Raw genomic sequence first — 18,750 nt, 5'->3', positions numbered from 1 at the left:
TCTGCGGATTTGTGTCCCCGGATCGCTTCGGGACGACGTGTATCTTATGAATCAAGGTGATGAATACAGATGCGGATGATCTCAGGGAATACGTCGCGCATGCCAGCGAACCGGCCTTCCGGCGCATCGTCGAGCGACATGTGGCGATGGTCCATGGCGTGGCCCGTCGCGCGACGCGTGACCTCGCGCTGGCGGAGGAGATCACGCAATCAGTGTTCATTCTTCTGGCCCGGAAGGCGGGGGGCGTTCCCAGTGGACATTTGTCCGGCTGGTTGCACCGCGCCACCACGGGGGAATGCCGGAACGCGATCCGCAAGGAGGCGCGCCGGAACCGGCTGCACCAGCAATACGCGGATGCCATGAACAACGAAAACACTCCGGCCGGGCAGTGGAGGCGGATCGCACCGTATCTCGACCAAGCGGTCGGGAGGCTTTCGGCCGCGGACCGGGAATTGGTGCTGCTCCGCTATTTCGAGGATCGCACTTTCCAAGAGATCGCCGCTGCCACGGGCCGGAGTGTGGAGGCGTGCAAGAAGGGCTCGCAGCGGGCGCTTGAGCGTCTGGGCGGTCATTTGCAGAAGCAGGGCGTGACGGTGGCGGGAGCCACTCTCGCTCCGGCCTTGTCCTTCGGCGCGCTCCCTCCCGTTACACTCTCCGCCGCCACGATCAGCAGTACTGCGGTCGGAGTGGCGGCTGCATCTTCCGGCAGTGCCGCCGGATTTTTCGGATTCGTTCAACTCATGACTACCAAACAAATCACCGTAGGTGCCATCCTCCTGATCGCACTTGCCGCCATCCCGATCGTCCGTATGACGAGCCATCAGGCGGAGAAGAAAGCTCCTCCTGGATCGTCAGTTGCGAGCACGTCGGATGCGGGCCCTTCATCGGCAGCCCGCAAGGCAGTCGCCACCGGTCGTCCTCAAGAAGTGAAGACCTCGATCAACTGGGCGGAGATCGCCCGGACGAAATTCAATTCGCGGAACGAGGCTGTTCTGGAACGAGAGACCCAGGAATTGGCCGAACTGCTGAAGGGGATGTCCAACGAGGAATTGGACAAGGCGATGGATGAGATCACGGCGCTCGACATTTCATTGAAGCAAAAGATGGCCCTGCGGGAGGTCTTGATCGCCGAGCTGAGCGGGCGGGATCCCATGCTGGTGTTGAACCGTCTGCCGAAGGACAAGGACAAGCCGATGCTGGTCATTCCCATGTCGGGCGCGTTCCGGATGCTCCTGGAAAATGATCCGGCGGCGGCGGACGCATGGGTCAAAAGGCAGGTCGCGGAGGGCAACCTCTCGGATACTCCCACCGGGCCGGGTGAGCCGATGGACCGGTTTTTGTTCGAGGCGTATATTCTGAAAAAGCAGGCGGAATCGGATCCGGCGGGCGCGGTGCAGCGCATCATGGGCACTCCGGATTCACAAAGAGCGAATCTGTTGATGTCCGCTGCCGACTACAAGTTTCCCTCTGCATTCGACCTGGCCATGGACTACTACACCCGGTCGGGCGACGACTCGCTGGTGAATCGCCTGATGGACAGCTATGAGGTCGTTCGCGGAGTTCATTTTGAAGAGGGCGTTGGCTTGGAGCAGATGCACAAATTGGCCGACCGCATGCCGGATGCGAACGCCCGCGCGGCGGCTCACGCCAAGCTGGACGAGGTGGCGAAGGAGAAACCGGAGGGGGTTCCGTTGGAGCTTCTATTGGAGGGGGACAAATGAAAAAGATCTATCCATCTCTTGGCTGTGGGATCCTGCTGGCGGGTCTGGTCATCTGGGGCGTCCGGATTGCGTGCCGGGACAAGGGTGTGGAAGCGGAGGGTGGAGCGGTTTGGAATGCTCCATCCCGGAATCCCGGAAACACGTCCGACGTCCAGAGCCCGAGACGCGATGCTTCCCGTAAAAGCGGTCCTACGGAATCCTGGTCCCAGTTCGAATCTTTTCTCGCGAACGTCAGCAGCAATCCTGATTCCACGGAAGGTGGCGACAGGGCTTTTCTGGTCGACTCGGTCAACTGGAACAGGAGCCAACTGGCAAAGGCTCTCGGCCAACTGATGGCGGATGGACTGGAGAAACCGGGGCGGACCGAGGTCTTCGGAGCCTTGCTATATACATTCTCCGAGAAGGACGGCGAGGGCGCGTTGGCTCTCTACGATCAGGCTCGCGAAGGTTCGGGCTTCGACAAGGTTCTGATTCATCGGCTGGTGCTGAACCTGGCCGATCAAGACCCTGTGAAGGCGACGCAGTGGGTGGAATCCCACAAGGACCGGCTGTCACCCGCGGTGGCCGGGGTGATGTTGGAGAAGATCCAGCAGAAGGCGCAAAGGTGAAGGATGTCTTCGCCGGTGTGGCCCTGCCTCCGCCTCACCGCACGAAGGTCATCACGCACTCGAGGTGGCGCGTGTGCGGGAAGAGATCGAAGGGCTGGACGTCCTCCAGCTTGAAGCCGTGCTCCTGCATGATGGCGAGATCACGGACCTGGGTGGCGGGATCACAGGAGACATAGACGACGCGCGCGGGTGCGAAGGCGGCGAGCTGGTCGAGGAACTCGCGGGTGCAGCCCTTGCGCGGCGGATCGATCACCACGGCGGTTTCGTTCGCGGGGAAGTCGATCACGGAGAAAATGGCCTCGGCGCTGGCGGCGAGGAATTTGGCATTGGTGATGCCGTTCTTCTCCGCATTCCGCTGCGCCCATTCCGCGGCGGTTTCGGAAACCTCCACGCCCGCGACCTGCTCGAAGTGTTCCGCCAGCGTGAGCGCGAAGAGGCCGGAGCCGCAGTAGGCATCTACTAGATATTTCGTACCTCCGGCGCGGGCTTTTTCCGCGACGTGGCCGGTGAATTCCGGAAGGATGTAGGGATTGTTCTGGAAGAAATCTCCGGCGAGGAAATCGAAGGCGATGTCGCCCACGGTCTCGGTGACGACGGCCTTGGGATTGGTCTCGATGTGATCGCCGGTGGCGCGGACGAGCAGGGTGGCGCCGCGCTTGTAGGACTTCGCCTGGCGGCGGATGTCCTCGCGGAGTTCCGGCAGCGCGGCGTTGATCGTGTCCATGGCGATCGGGCACTGCGGGACATCGACCAGCTGCGAGCGGCGTCCGACGGCGAGGAAGCCGATCTCCCGGATCTGTCCCTCGTGCGGCGGCGCGAAGTGCGGGGTGATCTTCGAGCGGTAGTTCCAGAGCTTCGGCGAGCCGTGGCAGGGATTCACCGGGAAGGTGACACCGGCCATGTGCTGCATCAGCTCGCCCACCTGGCGGGTCTTCCACGCGAGCTGGGCCTCGTAGGTGAGGTGCTGGTACTGGCAGCCGCCGCAGGTGCCGAAGAGGGGGCAGGCGGGATCGGCGCGTTCCGGAGCGCGTTCCAGCACCTCGACGAGATCCGCGTGGGAGCAGTTCTTGTCATTGCGATAGACGCGGGCCTTCACGGTCTCACCGGGGAGGCAGAAGGGGACGAAGACGACCCAGCCATCCATGCGTCCGAGTCCTTGGCCGAGGTTGGTCAGCGCGTCGATTTTCAGTTCGATCTCCTGATGATATCCGAAGGGCGTGGGGACGAATTTTTTCGGCGGGCGGAGCATGACGGGGAAAAGAACGGTGGAAGCGCGGCACGGCGGTAACCGGCGGCAGCACGGAAATCCAGCGCGGGAATCGGTCCGGCGGGTGGCGCGGAGAGCGGCGAAGCGGTTATTGCTTCGGCGGGGTGATGGTCACGCCGGGATTGGTGGCGGTCTTCTGGCCGCTGCCGCGGAAGTCCTTGTCCTCCGGCATGCTGTTGAGCGGGTCCGGCATGCGGTAGCCGGTGTCCGCACCGGGGAGAGGCTTGTTTCCGGGCTTGGCATTGCCCGGGAGCATGGGGGCGGCGGGGTCGCCGTGGCCCTGGCCTTGGGCCGGAGCCGGGGAGCCGTCGTTCTGGACGAGCATGTTCGCCTTGTTGCGATATTCCGCGGGAGCTTCGAAGACGGTGAAGCCGGGTTTGGCCGCAGTGGTTTCCTCCCCCTTTTTGAACAGGGAGCAGGAGGTTGCCAGCAGGCAGGGCAGCAGGAGAAGGGCACGCATCGCGGTCGGGAACGGGACGGGAAGCTAGGAACGGCGGGGACGATTGACAATAAGGAATGTCGGGCGGGCGTGGGGAGACTGGGCCAATCTCCCAAACCCGGTGGGGAGGATTTTTGTCTGAGGTGGGGCCGTTCGGTCGGATGTGAAAGGATGGCGGATTGAACGGATCGAACCTGAAAATTTGGAGTGCGGCGAGGCATCGCCGCTTTGAGCGGAGGCGAGTTATCGCCGGGGAGGGGCTGGTTTTTAAAACCGCTCAAACGTTCCAATGCCACCCCATCCCTGGCTCAAGCTCGTCCGCCGCAGGGCTGTTTTCCCCCGTCAATGGCTCTCCGGCACCCAAAGCGGCGATGGCTCGCCGCACTCCAAAGAATGAGACCTACAGCACGCCCCGGCCCCGCAGCAGGCGGTTCGAGGTCCAGACGGCGGCGAAGGCGATGGCGGCGGAGAGCCCGGCGAGCGCCCAGGCGCGGGAATCGTCCCCGGTCTGGAAGCTGCGGTAGATGGCCAGTGGCAGGGTCTCGGTGACGCCGGGGATGAGTCCGGCGACCATGACGGTGGCGCCGAATTCCCCCAGCGCGCGGGCGAAGGCGAGCACCACGCCACCGATGATCCCACGGCGGGCCAGAGGCAGGCTGACTTTGGAAAAGACCTGCCATGGGGTTTTCCCGAGGGTGATGGCGGCTTCCTCCAGGTGGCGGGGGACTTCCTCGAAGGCCGAACGGATGCAGCGCACCAGCAGCGGGAAGGACATGACCGCCAGCGCGACGACGACGGCCTTCCAGGTGAAGACGATCTCCAGATCAAAGGTCCGGTGCAGCCAGCCGCCGATGGGGCCGCGGCGGCCGAGGAGCTTCAGCAGGATCAGGCCGGTGGCGACGGGCGGCATGACCAGCGGCAGGGCCAGCAGGGTCTCCACCCACGATTTGCCGGGCCAGTTTTTCCGCGCCAGCCACCAGCCCATGGCCACACCACCGGGCAGCGAGAGCGCCACCGCCAGCAGGGCCGTGGTCAGGGTGAAAAGGACGAGCTGGCCATCGGCGGAGGTCATGCGGCGCGGCAGTCTAGCCGCAGGCCGCGGTCCGGGCGGAGCGAAATCGCCGTGTGGCGGGGTGAAAAGGTGTCATGGGAAGATGGGAACCGCGAATGAACGCGAAGGACCCAAATTCGTGTTTATTCGTGTTCATTCGCGGTTTCAGAGAGTGTACCGAAACCTTCTCAGATGAGGGAAGGGAAGTTGGAGCTTGTGGGAGGCGGAGGATGGCCGAGCATGGCGGGTATGCTTTCATTGCTCCGTTTCTCCGCGTTGCTGTTGTTCGCCCTGCCTTGTTTCGCCGCTCCGGGAGGGGTGGTGGTGAAGAAGGATCTGGCCTATGCGGATACGGATGATCCGCACCAGATGCTGGACCTGTATCTGCCGGAGAAGCGCAAGGAGGCGGACAAGCCGCTGCCGCTGGTGATCTATATCCACGGCGGAGCCTGGCGGAGCGGGGACAAGTCGCAGGCGAAGGGGTTGATGACCGGGCTGGTGGCGGGTGGCGAGTATGCGGCGGCTTCGATCGCCTATCGGTTCACCGACCAGCAGCCGTGGCCGGCGCAGATCCACGATTGCAAGGCGGCGGTGCGCTACCTCCGCGCCCATGCGAAGGAGTATGGTCTGGACGCGGACCGCTTCGCGGCGACCGGCGTTTCCGCGGGCGGGCATCTCGCCCTGCTGATCGGGCTGGATGGCGGCAGCCGCACGCTGGAGGGCGATCTGGGCGCGACGCCGCAGGAAAGCAGCAAGGTGACGTGCGTGGCGGATTGGTTCGGCCCGGTGCAACTGGAGACGATGACGTGGCCCGGCGCGATGTTCAAAGGACGGGAGGCGATCGATCCGCAGGACGAACTCTTCGGCAAGTCGCCGGAGAAACGGCTGGAGTTGCAGCGCCAGGCATCACCGGTGACCTACATCACGCCGGACGATCCGCCGGTGTTCATTGCCCACGGAACGGTGGACCCGCTGGTGCCGTTTTCGCAAGCGGAGCTGCTGAACGAGCGTCTGGAGCGGGCGAAGGTGCCGGTGTATCTGGAGAAGATGGAGGGCGGTGGCCACGGGTTTTCCAGCGAGGAGTTGCACAAGCGGCTGGCGGCCTTCCTGGGACGCTACCTGCGCGGGACGAAAGAGGAGATTCCGGTGACGCCGATCCCGGTGAAGTGAATCCGCAGCTTAGGTGTGGAACGGCCTTGGTATCGATCCGTCCCACGATCTCTGAGCCCCGGAAGGGCGGCGAAAGGTAGCCGGTGGCGGAAGCCACCGGGATGGCGCGGCCCATGGATTGAGTTCCGGAGGGACGACGCAAACGGAGTCGTATGTGCAACAGATTCATCATGCGGCCGATGAATCCATGCATCTGCGATCCATGACGCCGGAATCACCTCCCGCCACACACCTCCATCGCGATCCCCCCATCCGGCTCCGGCACGGCGGATGTGCCTGCTGCACAACACGCCGCGAAGCCGCCTAACCACAACACTTCCCACAGGAAGGCCCGAATTCCGTCTCTTCTGAAAAAACGCATGCGGCCCGCATCGCACGATGCGGGCCACGGAAAACCCATTGGCGCTGCGATCTTCCGTGCGCCCGCGGCGTGGCGATCCGCACCTTCCGGTTGCAAATCGCCTGTTGGACGCCGTGCTTACGCGGACCGTCTGCGGCGCAGGACCAGCAGCATGCCGAGGCCGCCGAGCAAGGCCGTGCCGGGTTCCGGCACCGCGGCCCAGTTCAAGTACTGCGAACCTCCGATGTTCGTGACCGAGAACGCGCCCTCCGTGGTGTAGTCGCCCGCGCCACCGGTGATGGTGCCCAGTGTGAAGACCTCGCCAGCGGTGCCATCCGTGCCGGTGAGGTCCACCACCTTCCATTGCTGGTTGCTGTCCCAGAAGCCGGTGGTGAAGTCCACCGTGCCGCCGAGTTGCAGGTTGAGCAGCGCGCCAGCCGCCAGCGTGAGCGTGCCGCCCGTGACGGAAACCTGGTCGAAGTTCGTGCCCGCGCCGGACGCGGTGTTACCGGTCAGCTCCCAATCGAGCACCGATCCCGCGGTCAGCGCGAGGCCGTTGGAAAAGGTGATGATGCCCGGCGAATTTCCCGGTGCGAGGTGTGCGCCGCTGGCGATCGTGGTCGCGCCGCCGAGGGTGCCGCTGCCGCCAAGGGTCGCGCCGCTGGCGATGGTGGTGGTCGTGTTCGCCAGCGTGCCATTCACCACCAGCTTGCCCGCGCTCACCAGCGTGGCTCCGGTATAGCTGTTGGTGCCGGTGAGGGTCTGCGTGCCGCTGCCGATTTTGGTGAGGCCGCCGGTGCCGGAGATGCCGCCGCCGAAGCTGGTGGTGGTATTGTCCGCTCCGGTGGTGAGGGTCGCCGCGCCAAGCGTGACCGTGCCACCGGTGGCACCGCCGCCTGCGAGCGAACCGATCTGGGTGTTGAAGCCGGTGATGTCGATGCCGGTGCCCGCGGTGTTCGCCAGTGTGACCGCGGAGTTCTTTCCGAACGCGCCGCTCACGCCCGCCACCGAGGCGATGCCTGCCTTGAGCACGCCACCATTCACTTGGGTCGCGCCACTGTAGGTGTTGGCCGCATTCAGGGTGAGCGTGCCGGTGCCGGTCTTGGTGATGCCACCGCCCGCCACACTGGCCAGCGTGCCGGTGGCGGTGACCGCCGTGCCGCCGCCACCGAGGATGGTGATGACCGGCGCGGTGTAGCCGGAGCCCGCGCTGGTGATGGTCACGCCGGTGACCTGGCCGGTGGTGGGATCGAAGTTCGCGATCGCCGTCGCACCGGTGCCGGTCGCGTCCGTGATCTTCACCACCGGGCGGCCCACGTAGCCGGTGCCGGTGGTATTCAGGGTGATCGAGGTCAGGCCGTTGCCGGTGGCATTGGTGATGACCGTGTCCACGCTCTTGTTGAAGGTGCCGGTGTCGAAAGTACCACCGCCACCGTAGATGGTGATGCGGTCCACGCCGGAGCCGACGAAGGAGGCGGTGGTGCCGACCTGGGCGCGCAGCGTGCCATTGTCCAGGTTGATGAAGGTGTTCGCCGCCGCGGCTCCGGTGATGGTGTCCGCGGTGAAGGTGCCGCCGTTGTTCACGGTGAGCAGGCCGGTGTTGGAGACATCGCCGCCGGTGGAGAGGCTGACCGCGCCGGTGTTCGTGTACAGCGAGGTCGCGCCGCTGACGTTGATGTTGGCGAACTTGTTGGTGCCGCTGTTGTTCAGCGTGGTGGTCGTCGTGGTGACGGTGCCGCCCAGCACGTTGAGCTGGGAGTTCTGCGTGCCCGCGGTGCCGCCATTGCTCATCGTGATGCCGGAGCCGACGTTGCCGAGTGTGCCGCTGATGTTGTCGAAGACGCTGTGGCTGGTGCTCGTGGCATTCGAAAGCGCGCCGACGTAGATCTGCGGCACGCTGCTGGCGGCCGCGCCGTTGTTGTCATTGCGCAGGTAGCCGGAACTGGTGGCGCCGGCGACGTTGTTGTCGCCGATGTAGATGCCCTGGCTCATGGTCAGCACGCCCTTGTTGTAGACCGCGCCGGTGCCGCCCGCGGCGGTGCCGAGGGTGAAGGCGCGGCCGTTGAAGGTGGCGGTGGCGCTGTTCACATTGAGCAGGCCCTTGCCGTTGATGCCCACGCGGGTGATGGCCGCTCCGCCGTTGTGCTGGATCACCGATGAATCGTTCATCGTGATCGTGCCGACCGAGCCCGCGGATTCGGCGATGTTGAAGGCGTTGCTGTTCGCGTTGTTGGTGATCTTCGAGGTGCCGTTGAGGGTGACGGTGCCCCTCGGCAGGTTTGCGCCGTTGTTGTTGTTGAAGCCGATGCCGAAGCCGGTGCTGGTGATCTGCGAGGTGCCGTTGAGCACCAGGTCGGAGGAAACCGAGCCGGTGCCATTGCCGCGCGCCACCGAGACGAAGCCGGTGGTCGTCAGCGTGGCGGAATCCAGCGTCATCGAGGCATTCGTGCCCGCGTAGCCCGCGGCCACGTTGTCACCCACCACGGCCTCGCCGGTCACCGCGTAGGTGCCGCCGTTCAGCCGCAGGTTGCCCGCGCGCACCACCAGCGGGAAGCCCGCCGAGCCTCCGCCCGCGAAGGTGCCGCCCGCGCTCAGTACGAGATTCCCCGTGCCCAGCTTGAGCAGGCCGAGGTTGTTCGCGGTGGTGAAGGCGGAGCCGTAGGTGATGTCTCCTACTGCATTCGTCGTATCAATGCCGATCGAAACGTTCGTGCCATAGGTGACCGCCGCACCCTGGCCGCCCACGCCCGCGAGCAGGCCGCCGATGGTGCCCGCATTGCTGGTGCCGGTGCCGTCCGTGAACTCGCCCGCGCCGCCCACATTCACCGCCAGTGTCGCGCCCGCGGAAGCCGCGCTCACGTTCACCGCGCCGCTGGCGGGCATCGAAGTGACCTTGCCGAATTGCAGCAGGCCGCCGCCCACCGTGGTGCCGGTGGTGTAGTTCTGCGATCCGGTGTAGACCACCTGTCCGGCGCGGATCGTGACGGGCACGCTGGCGCTGGTGGTGATGCTGTTGGTGCCGGAGATGACCAGCTTGGAGAGATTGTCCGCGGAGGCGAAGTGCGCTCCCGCGGCGGTGACGGCGGTGAGGTTGATCGGCCCGCTCACGTTCACCGTGCCGGAGGCGACATGCAGCGCGCCCTGCGCGGTGACGCCGCCGCCGTTGATGGTGATGGAGTTCGCCGCGTTGATATTGCCGCTGAGCTGGAGCTGGCCGTTGGTGCCGCCGATGGTGATCGCGCCGGTGCCGATGGAGCTGGCGATCACGCGTGCGGCATTGATGGTGGTCGCGCCGGTGTAGTCGTTGCCGGTGTTGGAGAGCGTGAGGATGCCGCCGTTGCCGGTGCCGGAGTTCACCGTGATCCCGCCGGTGCCGGTGATCTTGCCGCTGATGGTGCCGCTGCGCACGGTGCCGTAGTTGTACCAATCGCGCATGCCGATGATGGCGTTCGCATTCAGCGTGATCGTTCCGGAGTAGGTGCCGGTATTGCCGTTCTCGAAGCTGATGACGCTGTTGGTGCCGCCCGCCACGGTGATGGCGTTCGACATGGTCACGCCGTTGTTCACGATCACCTCGCCCTGGTTGTTCACCGTGAAGACGCTGGTGTTCGAGATCGCATTGGCCGTGCCGAACTCGAACGAGCCGCCGTTCTGCACGATCACGCTGCCGTTGAAGGTGTTCGTCTGGGCGACGCGGAGGTTGCCAGAGTTCGCCACCAGCGTGCCGCCGCCGTTCACGGTGAGCGTGCCGCTGCCGAGCAGCGTGTTCGCCGTGTTCATGAAGATCTGGCCCGCGCCGATGGTCATTGCGCCGCCGCTCGCGCCGATGGTGATGGCGTGTGTGTTGGTGACGGCCGTGGCGGAGGTGGAGACGAGCGTGCCGCCATTGATGGTGACCGCACCCGCCGTGCCGCCGGTGCCGCCGAGCGCGGTATTCGAGGCGAAGGAAACATTGCCCTGTGAGATCGTGAGGCCGCCGCTGAAGGTATTCAGGCCGGAGAGCGTGAGCGTGCCCGCACCGGTCTTCGCCAGCGGACCGGTGCCGCTGATCGCGCCGGAGACGGCGAGATTGTGGCCGCTACCGACATTCCACGATTGGCCGCCGACCAGCGCGATGAGCGAGCTGATGGTGGTGGTGCCGCTGGAAAGCGCGCTGGCGTCAATGCCGCCGGCGCCGAGTGTGATCGTGTTCGCGCCGGAGATCGTGTAGCCCGTGGTATTGAAGACGAGGCCGAGTGCTCCGAGGTTCGAGCCGAGCGTGACCGTGCCCGCCGTGCCGCCGAAGGTGGCGGTGTCCGTGGTGCCGGTGGTGTCCGTCCATGTTTGGTCCGTGCTGCCGTTCGACCAGTTCGCGTTCGCCAGGTTCCAGGTGCCGGTGCCGCCGGAAGGCGTGAGCGGTGTCAGCGAGGCATCCCAGGACAAGGGCGCGGCGTGGGACGCGGCCATCATCGACATGGAGAACGCGACCGCCATGGATGCGGACGTGAAGAGGTGGGAACGGCGGGGTTTCATGGCGGGGGCGGGAGGAGGAGCAATGGAGACGACAATGACGGCCAACTCCGGAGCCCTGCGGCGGATGAAACCACGCGTCACACATGCGCGTGGTTTCTGGCCGGAGGGTGTCCGGAGTTTTTCGATTCATACACGGCTTCCCGCTGGCCGCTTGTATGCTTCGTCCAACGGCTGGTAGGTTTCCGCCATGGGGGGAAGCGGCGGCTCCTGAGGTGTTCCCGCTGGAAGAATGACCGATCCGGGCGAGGATGGCGGCGGACACCATGCTGAAAGCCATCATCTTCGATCTGGATAATTGCCTGGCCGCGGCGGACGAGCCGGGGACGCCGCTGTTCGCGCCACTATTCGATGCGATCCATCGCACGAATCGCGGGCATTTCTCCCCGGAAGAACTGGAGCGCATCGAGTTCGACTGCTGGCGGCAGCCGCTGGATCATATTTTCGAGGCGCACGGCTTTCCGGAGGAAATGCGGAAGGCGGCATGGGAGGCGAACCGGTCGATCCGGGTGACCACGCCGATGAAGGGCTATGGCGACCTGCACCTGCTGGCCGAGTTCGGCGTGCCGTTGTTTCTCGTGACGGCGGGGTTCCAGGGATTGCAGCAGAGCAAGATCGATGCGCTGGGATTCGCGAATCGCTTCACGGAGGTCCACATCGATGCGGTGGACCAACCGGGGCGGCGCGGGAAGAAAGGCTTGTTCCAGGGCATCCTGAGCCGTCACGGCCTCGCGCCGGATGAGGCGCTGGTGGTGGGGGACAATCCGGACTCGGAGATCGCCGCCGGAAACGCGCTGGGGATTCCAACGGTGCAGACACTGCGGCCGACGGTGCCGCGCACGGATACGGCGCGGTATCACGTGGCGGGCTTGGCGGAGCTGCTGGCGCTGACGGGCAGCGGGCGGGTGGCAATGTAGTCGAAAGCTCTGCTTTCGATTGGGGGGTGGGTGATGGATGGGGGCCGGAGAGACAAGTGACGTCCATCCCGAGAAGAGGGAAAGCTGGAGCTTCCCCCTACATCGGAAAAGCGGAGCGGCAATGTAGTCGAAAGCTCTGCTTTCGATCTGTGGGTGGCTGGAGTGGTGGGGTGGGGACGGAAGGCAGGTGAGGCCCTCACCCCGGAAGAGGGAAAGCGGAGCTTCCCCCTACAGCTTGGATTCCCTTCCGGGGCGTCCCTATCTTTCTCAGGCGAGGAAACCGCGCGCCTGGAGGTTGTTCAGGCGGTGGGCGATGTCCACGAGGCCGTCGATGACCACTTCGGTGTAGGTGCGGCCATCACGGGTATCGATGCCGTGGCCGGGATCGAGCTGGCGGAGCGGGGCGAGGCCGTCATCCTCGTGGTGGAAGACTTCCACGAAGGCATGGCGGAGCTCGCCGCTGGCGGCGGCGGTGGCGAGCAGTGCGGCGATCCAGCCGTCATCGGTGGAGAGACAGCCGCGGGTGGTCTTCGAGGAGGCGTGGAAGATGCCCAGCTCCCCGGCGGCGGCGATTTGTTTGACGAGTTCCTGGTTCTCCGGGATGGAGAGGCCGGAGTCGCCGCAGTGGGCGGCATCGGCGAGGATCTTGAAGAAGGTCGTGCCGAGATCCTTGTTCACGGCTTGGACGAACTTCCAGACGCGGCCGATGTCGGTGAAGGTCTTGAACTCGCCGGGGCGGAGGAACTCGATATGCCAGTTGGCGATGGCGGTGCCTTCCAGGCCGGCCTCGCGGACGACGCGGGCGTGGAGCTTGGCGGTCTGGGCCACGGCGGCGTCGAAATCCGCGCCATCGCGGCGCTTGTCACCCTTCATCCATTCCTCGACGGAGGTGGAGGAGACGTGGCGGATATCGTGCTGTTTGGCGATGGCGAGACCGCCGAGAAGCTGGGCGGCCACGGCATCCTCATCGCCGGGCTCCATCGGGTTCGCGCCCCCGACCATCATGATCATGTGCGGCTCCAGATCGAGGGCGCGCAGTCCGGCGAACATTTCCGCGATGTCCCCGGCGTCGGTGCCGGCGAAGTAGGTCACCTGGGCACAACTCGGGCGGACGGGGGATTGGCTGCAGATGCGGTCCATTTCCGCCACGATCATGATCCGGCCGTCGGCTTCACGGGGGAGGCGGCCGTTTTCGTCCGGGGCGAGGCCGCCGGCGAACTTGATGTGGGTGGGGACGACGCCGAGCTGGACGGCGGGTTTGAGTAGCAGTCGATGAGCCATGCCGGTGAATTAGAGGGACTTGGCGCGGTCGGGAAGCGTGGAGTCGCGCGGGATGAAAAAAGCGGCATTTCTGTTATATCGGGCGGGGGTGATCCGTATGGCCTTGCCTCACGAAAACGCTTCGCTAGCGTTCAACGCCATGCCCATGTCTATGCTCATTACCCGCAACGCACTTGCCACGGTCGCCACAGCCGCGGCTTTCGTCCTCTCCGCCTCGGCCGGTCTCGCCGCCGATGCGAAGCCGCTGAAAGTCCTCCTCATCACCGGCGGTTGCTGCCACAGCTACGCCACCCAGAAGGACATCCTGAAGAAAGGCATCGAGGAGCGCATCAATGCCACCGTGGAACAGATCCATGTGGACGACAAGGGCACCAAGCCCCAGCTCCCGATCTTCGGCAATCCGGACTATGCGAAAGGCTACGACCTCGTCATCCACGATGAGTGCGCCGCCGACATCTCCGATCTGGAAACCATCAAGGGCGTGCTGAAGCCGCACACCGATGGCATCCCGGGCGTGGTCCTGCACTGCGCGATGCACAGCTACCGCCAGAAGGATTTCGCCCAGCCGGTCACCAAATCCGAGGACCGCACGATCTGGTTCGACTTCCTCGGCCTCCAGTCCACCGGCCACGGCGCGCAGAAGCCGATCGAGATCAAGTTCGACACCACCGCGAAGAGCCCGATCACCACGGGCCTGGCCGACTGGACCACCGGCAACGAGGAACTGTATAACAACATCACCATCCTTCCGACGGCCACCAAGCTCGCCACCGGCAAGCAGGGCAATGACGAGAAGATGGTGGTCTGGACGAACCTCTACACCGACAAGAAGGTGCGTGTGTTCGGCACCACGCTGGGTCACAACGACGCCACCGTGCAGGATCCGAAGTACCTCGACCTCATCGCGAAGGGCGTGCTCTGGGCCACGAACAAGATCGACGCCAACGGTCGTCCGGTCACCGGCTACGGCCGCGTGAGCAAGTAAGCCTCGCGACCATCATTGATTTGTCAAAACGGGCCGGTGGCGACACCGGTCCGTTTTTTGTTTCTTCGTCGTGAAGGGATTCGATCATTCGTTTTCCACGAACTTTCCGCTCTTCTGCGACCCACTATCGGGGTCGAAGAGAATAGAAAAAGGCCGCGCTGTCCGGAGGTCGCTGCGCGACGCTCCGGCTATGATCTTCGACCTCTCCGAGGTCGGAAGACTTCGAGTGGGAAAGCAGCCACTCCCAGTGGTTCACAGCAGTTGCCTTCTGCGGCGGAGGGTGATGAAGGTGCCGCCGAGCAGGGCCACGATGGCGGAGGGCTCGGGGACGGCAGTGTAGCGGAGCACGAGATTGTTGCCGGAGGTTTCGAGGGCGAAGGTGCCCTGGATGGTGTTCTGGAAGCCGCTGGTATCGAGCGTGACATTCTCCACGCCGGTGACGCCGCCGGTGGTGGTGGCGATGGTCCAGAGGTAGTTGGCCAGCGGATTGAAGTTGGCGGCCTGGCCGGAGAGGTTGTTGGTGCCGAGGCTGATGATGTCCAGCGATGAGCCGGATTGGAACGTGAGCGTGCCATTGACGTTGGCGAGATCCCAGCCTCCGGCGGTGGTGCCCGCGGTGCCGGTGGCGTTGTTCAGTTCCCATGCGTAGGTGCCGGTCGAGCCGATGGTGAGACTGCCGGTGTTGAGTTTGCCGACGGAGTTGCCCGGCGCGAAGGTGCCGAGCATGGTGACCGCACCGCTGATGGTGCCATTGCCCGCGAGCGTGGTGTTCGCCTGGGCGAGCACCGTGCCGGTGCCGGTGGCGCTGCCGGTGCCGTTGTTGGCCACCAGCTTCCCGTTGGTGATCGTGGTGCCGCCGGTGTAGGTATTGGCGGCGGTGAGGGTGGTGGTGCCGCTGCCCTTCTGCTCCACGGCGATGTTGCCGTAGATGAACGGGGAGAAGGTGTAGGCGGATTCGTTGTGGTTGAAATTGATCTTGCCGGTGGTGGTGCTGGAGCTGGCGACCTGGTAGGCGATCAGCGTGCCCGCGGCTCCACCGGTGCCGATGTTGAGGATGCCGGTGCCGTTGGAATTGCCGAAGCCCAGGCCACCGTTCCCGGAGGAGCCGAGCTTCACGGTCGCTCCATTCGAGATGGTCATGGTGCCGGTGCCGCCGAGGTAGCCGAGGGAGTTGATGCCGCCGTTGGCTTGCAGGATGGAGCCGGTGCCGGAGACATTGACGGAGCCGTTCCCGGTGGCGTTGTAGCCGACGAGGAGATAACTGCTGACGGTGACCGAGGCTCCCTGGCTGATGTTCATGACGGCTGTTCCGGAGCCGTTGGACATGCCGATGTAGAGCTGGGAGCTGGCGGTCAGGGCGGAACCGGTGCCGCTGATATTGAGGGTGGCATTGGAGCCGTTGTTGAGGCCGATGTAGCCGTTGGTCGTCGCCAGGCTGGCACCATTGGTGATGGAAAGGGTGGCGGTGCCCACGGAGCCGGGGCCGTTGCCGCCGAGCCAGATGCTGGTGCTGAGGGCCTGCCCCATATCGGTGCGGGAGATCGCGATGTTGCCGTTCACCATCTGCGTCTCAGTGTTCGAGGTGCTGGGGATGCCGCCGAACCAGTTGCTATCGGTGAACCAGTCGGTGGTGCCGCTGTTTTTCCAGACGGAGACGGCGGCCAGCGGTTGGAGTCCGGCGGCGGTGAGGAGGGTGACCAGGACCGGGGGGCTGAGGAGGGATGATGGTTTCATGATCGCAAGGGGTGACGATCCTTCTAACAAGCAACCGCGGCGTCTCAACCGGGCAAACCCCGTAGTTCTACGAGGTCCGGGTGCGGTGCGTGCTTGCTGCGGCGCGTCACGGCTGGTGCATTGACGGCGTGAATCCGCTCCGCGTGCCGAACCGCTGGATGCTCACGGCGCTGACATCGGTGGCGCTGGTGATCGTCGGTTGGCTGGTGGTTTCGCTGTGCGCGATGCGCCGCGGTTGGGTGCCGCTGCCGTCCGCGGCGGGTGGCGTGGAGTTCCTGCGCACGGACGGGACGGACGCGGAGGCGGTATCGCATGCCGGTGGCTGGCAGCGCTGGGATGGCACGGATTTTTTGAGATCGGACGGGCCGCAGGCGCTGTGGCTGCGGGTGACGCTGGAGAATCCGGAGGCGGTGCCGCGGGATGGCGTGCTGGCGGACCAGGACTTCTATGTGGACCGCGCGGATTTCTGGCTTCGCGATGAGACAGGCGGCTGGCGGGTGGCGCGGTCCGGGGAATGGCGGCAGGGGGAGGAAAAGGCGCTGTGGGGGCGCGAGATGGCCTTTCCGGTGAATGTGCCCGCACGCGGTGCGCGGACGGTGTATCTGCGGATGCAGGATTACTTCGGCGTGTGCATGAAGCCGGTCTGGTGGCCGGAGCGCTCAGTTTTCCACGCGGCGCGGATGCGGCGGACGGTGGCGGAGGGCGCCTACTTCGGCATGCTGCTGGCGCTGCTGTTTTACAACGCGCTGTTGTGGGCGGGCACGCGGCTGCCGGGGATCGGCGGGTATGTGCTCTACATGATGACCTTTTCCGTCTTCCTGCTGGCGGCACGCGGGGAGTTCGCATTGGGCGGCATGGGCGTGGGGTCGCCGTGGATGGAGGTGGTCCTGATGGTGGCGCTGGCTCTGAGCGGATGGTTCCTGATGGGCTTCGCACGGGCGTTCCTGGAACTGCCCGCCCGCGCCCCGCGCGCGAACCGGATGATGAGTCTGAACCAGCGCGTGCTGCTGGGACTGGCCGTGGCGGCACCGCTGGTGATCGTGGTGCGTCTGGCCTGGTGGCTGCCCGCGATCATGGCCGGTACGGTGCTGGCGCATCTGGTCCTGCTGGCGGCCACGCTGGTATCGTGGCGGAAGGGCCTGCGTGATCCGCGGCATCTGATCCTGCTCTTCGGCCTGGTGTTCGCGGGGATCATGCCTGCGGCGGCGTGCTGGCTGCAACTGGTCTCGCTGGAGGCGGGCGGGGTGATCGTGATGGCGGGCTCGGCCTTGGAATTCCTCACGCTGTCGCTGGTGGTGTCCGTGCGGTATTCGCGGCTCCAGCAGGAGAAGATCGCGGCGCAGCAGGAACTGCTGGAGGAGGCGGCGGCACGGAAGGTGATGCAGGAGGCGTATGCGGACGAACTGGAGCTGGAGGTGAACGAGCGCACGCGCGAGCTGCACCTCGCGCTGGCGGACAAGGACCGGATGATCGCGGTGCTGGGGCATGACCTGCGCGGGCCGCTCACGGGGCTGACGCAGCGGGCGGAGCAACTGGCGGCGGGCGGTCGCAATGGCGCGCATTTCCCGGAGGAGGCGGCGGGGATGGGGCGGCAGTTGCTGCTGCTGATCGAGGATCTGGTGCTGTGGGGGAACTTGCGCGCGGGCACGGTGAATCTGGTGGTGAAACCGGCGCGGTCCGTGGTGGAGCCGGTGGTGGCGCTCTACCGCGCGGCGGCGGAGCGCGAGGGGAAGACGCTGGTGGTGGAGGTGCCGGGGGAGCTGGGAATTACGACAGATCTCGTACTTGCGCAGACGCTGCTGCGGAACCTGCTTTCGAACGCGCTGAAGTTCGCGCGGCGGCGGGTGGTGGTATCGGTGGCGGAGGATGGAAAGGGCGCGCGTTTCGCGGTGCGGGACGACGGGCCGGGATTGAAAGGCGGCGTGATCCCGGTGAATGGCAGCGGTCTGGGGCTGCGGTTGTGCGTGGAGATCGCGGCGGCGCTGGAGACGCGCCTGGAAACGAGAGCAGTGGAGGGCGGTGGCACGGAGTTTCATTTCACGCTGCCGCGTGTGGAGGCGGAGGTGCCCGCATGAAGGCGCGGGTGAAGGTGCTGGTGGTGGAGGACCAGGGGATGTTCCGTGCGTTCCTGGTGGAATGGCTGTCGGGTTTGTCCGGGTATGAACTGGTGGGCGCGGCTCCATCCGCGGAGGACGCGCTGGTGCTGGTGACGGAGAAGCAGCCGGACCTGCTGGTGGTGGACCTGCAACTTCCCGGCATGGATGGATTGGAATTCGTGCGTGCGGCGCGGCAGCTCCGTCCGCAGGCGCGGGCGCTGGTGTTGTCCTCGCTGGTGGATCCGCTGGCGCTCACCCGCGTGCGTGAGAGCGGGGTGGAGGGATATTTGGAAAAGGATGCGCCTCCGGTGCAGTTGCAGGCCGCGCTGGATGCGGTGGCGGCGGGACGGCGGAGCCACTCGACGCGCTATCAGGAGGTGATGAGCCGCGAGGGCGGACGGCCGCTGGCGATCGGAAAAATCCTGTCACGCCGCGAGCAGCAGGTGCTTTCGCAGGTGCTGGAGGGAAGGACGAGCCGAGAGATCGCGGAGCGGATCGGACTGAGCGCGCGCACGGTGGAGTTTCATCGCGCGAACATCATGGGGAAGCTCGGTGCGGCGAATGTCACGGAGCTGGTGGTGAACGCGCGGCTGCATGGGTTCACGGGCATGACCGGAAACCCATGATGATGG

The 18,750-nt window shown here is 65.3% G+C and carries 13 protein-coding genes; 7 read left to right on the top strand and 6 right to left on the bottom strand.

Going from position 1 to position 18,750, the window contains the following annotated elements; all coding sequences use genetic code 11:
* Nucleotides 1-59 precede the first annotated feature (59 nt).
* Both KBB96_RS09080 and KBB96_RS09075 read left to right on the top strand, forming a co-directional pair.
* Nucleotides 60-1,721, top strand: a complete 1,662-nt coding sequence (locus KBB96_RS09080) for an RNA polymerase sigma factor (protein ID WP_211634374.1) — start codon at nt 60-62, stop codon at nt 1,719-1,721.
* Nucleotides 1,718-2,329, top strand: a complete 612-nt coding sequence (locus KBB96_RS09075) for a hypothetical protein (RefSeq protein ID WP_211634373.1) — start codon at nt 1,718-1,720, stop codon at nt 2,327-2,329. Before KBB96_RS09080 ends, KBB96_RS09075 begins: the two co-directional genes overlap by 4 nt.
* A gap of 34 nt (nt 2,330-2,363) precedes the next feature.
* On the opposite strand, the gene KBB96_RS09070 is transcribed toward KBB96_RS09075, so the two are convergent.
* The 3 genes from KBB96_RS09070 to modB all read right to left on the bottom strand — a co-directional run bounded on the left by KBB96_RS09070 (nt 2,364) and on the right by modB (nt 5,107).
* Nucleotides 2,364-3,578, bottom strand: a complete 1,215-nt coding sequence (locus tag KBB96_RS09070; RefSeq protein WP_211634372.1) for a class I SAM-dependent RNA methyltransferase — start codon at nt 3,576-3,578, stop codon at nt 2,364-2,366.
* A gap of 106 nt (nt 3,579-3,684) precedes the next feature.
* A complete protein-coding gene (locus KBB96_RS09065) occupies nt 3,685-4,056 on the bottom strand; it encodes a hypothetical protein (protein ID WP_211634371.1) in 372 nt (123 codons plus the stop codon).
* Nucleotides 4,057-4,435: 379 nt separating this feature from the next.
* Nucleotides 4,436-5,107: a molybdate ABC transporter permease subunit gene (gene modB, locus KBB96_RS09060; protein ID WP_211634370.1), complete on the bottom strand. Its 672-nt coding sequence runs from the start codon at nt 5,105-5,107 to the stop codon at nt 4,436-4,438.
* Nucleotides 5,108-5,335: 228 nt separating this feature from the next.
* Between modB and KBB96_RS09055 the strand changes: the two genes are divergently transcribed.
* Complete coding sequence (locus KBB96_RS09055; protein ID WP_211634369.1) at nt 5,336-6,256, top strand: alpha/beta hydrolase; 921 nt, start codon at nt 5,336-5,338, stop codon at nt 6,254-6,256.
* Between the two features lie 478 nt (nt 6,257-6,734).
* Here the strand turns inward: KBB96_RS09055 and KBB96_RS09050 are convergent, their stop codons facing one another.
* Nucleotides 6,735-11,108 (bottom strand): beta strand repeat-containing protein, encoded by a 4,374-nt coding sequence (locus tag KBB96_RS09050; RefSeq protein WP_211634368.1) that lies wholly within the window; start codon nt 11,106-11,108, stop codon nt 6,735-6,737.
* 263 nt (nt 11,109-11,371) lie between these two features.
* Between KBB96_RS09050 and KBB96_RS09045 the strand changes: the two genes are divergently transcribed.
* On the top strand, nt 11,372-12,022 hold the full coding sequence (locus tag KBB96_RS09045) for an HAD family hydrolase (RefSeq protein ID WP_211634367.1): 651 nt from the start codon (nt 11,372-11,374) through the stop codon (nt 12,020-12,022).
* 267 nt (nt 12,023-12,289) lie between these two features.
* Here KBB96_RS09045 and KBB96_RS09040 read toward each other — a convergent pair whose 3' ends face one another.
* Nucleotides 12,290-13,303, bottom strand: coding sequence for a hypothetical protein (locus KBB96_RS09040; RefSeq protein ID WP_211634366.1), 1,014 nt, complete (start codon nt 13,301-13,303; stop codon nt 12,290-12,292).
* Nucleotides 13,304-13,448: 145 nt separating this feature from the next.
* On the opposite strand from KBB96_RS09040, the gene KBB96_RS09035 reads away from it, so the two are divergent.
* The gene (locus KBB96_RS09035) at nt 13,449-14,288 is read left to right on the top strand and encodes a ThuA domain-containing protein (RefSeq protein WP_226373681.1); all 840 of its coding nucleotides are present in this window, start codon (nt 13,449-13,451) and stop codon (nt 14,286-14,288) included.
* Nucleotides 14,289-14,540: 252 nt separating this feature from the next.
* Here the strand turns inward: KBB96_RS09035 and KBB96_RS09030 are convergent, their stop codons facing one another.
* On the bottom strand, nt 14,541-16,022 hold the full coding sequence (locus KBB96_RS09030) for a PEP-CTERM sorting domain-containing protein (RefSeq protein WP_211634365.1): 1,482 nt from the start codon (nt 16,020-16,022) through the stop codon (nt 14,541-14,543).
* A 128-nt stretch (nt 16,023-16,150) separates the two neighbouring features.
* On the opposite strand from KBB96_RS09030, the gene KBB96_RS09025 reads away from it, so the two are divergent.
* Together KBB96_RS09025 and KBB96_RS09020 are read left to right on the top strand one after the other, a co-directional pair.
* Nucleotides 16,151-18,097 (top strand): sensor histidine kinase, encoded by a 1,947-nt coding sequence (locus tag KBB96_RS09025; RefSeq protein WP_211634364.1) that lies wholly within the window; start codon nt 16,151-16,153, stop codon nt 18,095-18,097.
* Nucleotides 18,094-18,744: a response regulator gene (locus KBB96_RS09020; RefSeq protein ID WP_211634363.1), complete on the top strand. Its 651-nt coding sequence runs from the start codon at nt 18,094-18,096 to the stop codon at nt 18,742-18,744. Before KBB96_RS09025 ends, KBB96_RS09020 begins: the two co-directional genes overlap by 4 nt.
* Nucleotides 18,745-18,750 lie beyond the last annotated feature (6 nt).

Origin of the sequence: Luteolibacter ambystomatis (assembly GCF_018137965.1) — a bacterium.
Classification (GTDB): domain Bacteria; phylum Verrucomicrobiota; class Verrucomicrobiia; order Verrucomicrobiales; family Akkermansiaceae; genus Luteolibacter; species Luteolibacter ambystomatis.
The sequence above is the reverse complement of the archived record's forward strand: the minus strand, read 5'-3'. Positions and strand labels throughout refer to the sequence as shown.

Coding starts and splice junctions, on each gene's coding strand:
- KBB96_RS09050 (WP_211634368.1), bottom strand. CDS start 11,108: ATGAAACCCCGCCGTTCCCACCTCTTCACGTCCGCATCCATGGCGGTC.
- KBB96_RS09020 (WP_211634363.1), top strand. CDS start 18,094: ATGAAGGCGCGGGTGAAGGTGCTGGTGGTGGAGGACCAGGGGATGTTC.
- KBB96_RS09075 (WP_211634373.1), top strand. CDS start 1,718: ATGAAAAAGATCTATCCATCTCTTGGCTGTGGGATCCTGCTGGCGGGT.
- KBB96_RS09080 (WP_211634374.1), top strand. CDS start 60: ATGAATACAGATGCGGATGATCTCAGGGAATACGTCGCGCATGCCAGC.
- KBB96_RS09045 (WP_211634367.1), top strand. CDS start 11,372: ATGCTGAAAGCCATCATCTTCGATCTGGATAATTGCCTGGCCGCGGCG.
- KBB96_RS09065 (WP_211634371.1), bottom strand. CDS start 4,056: ATGCGTGCCCTTCTCCTGCTGCCCTGCCTGCTGGCAACCTCCTGCTCC.
- modB (WP_211634370.1), bottom strand. CDS start 5,107: ATGACCTCCGCCGATGGCCAGCTCGTCCTTTTCACCCTGACCACGGCC.
- KBB96_RS09035 (WP_226373681.1), top strand. CDS start 13,449: ATGTCTATGCTCATTACCCGCAACGCACTTGCCACGGTCGCCACAGCC.
- KBB96_RS09040 (WP_211634366.1), bottom strand. CDS start 13,303: ATGGCTCATCGACTGCTACTCAAACCCGCCGTCCAGCTCGGCGTCGTC.
- KBB96_RS09055 (WP_211634369.1), top strand. CDS start 5,336: ATGCTTTCATTGCTCCGTTTCTCCGCGTTGCTGTTGTTCGCCCTGCCT.
- KBB96_RS09070 (WP_211634372.1), bottom strand. CDS start 3,578: ATGCTCCGCCCGCCGAAAAAATTCGTCCCCACGCCCTTCGGATATCAT.
- KBB96_RS09030 (WP_211634365.1), bottom strand. CDS start 16,022: ATGAAACCATCATCCCTCCTCAGCCCCCCGGTCCTGGTCACCCTCCTC.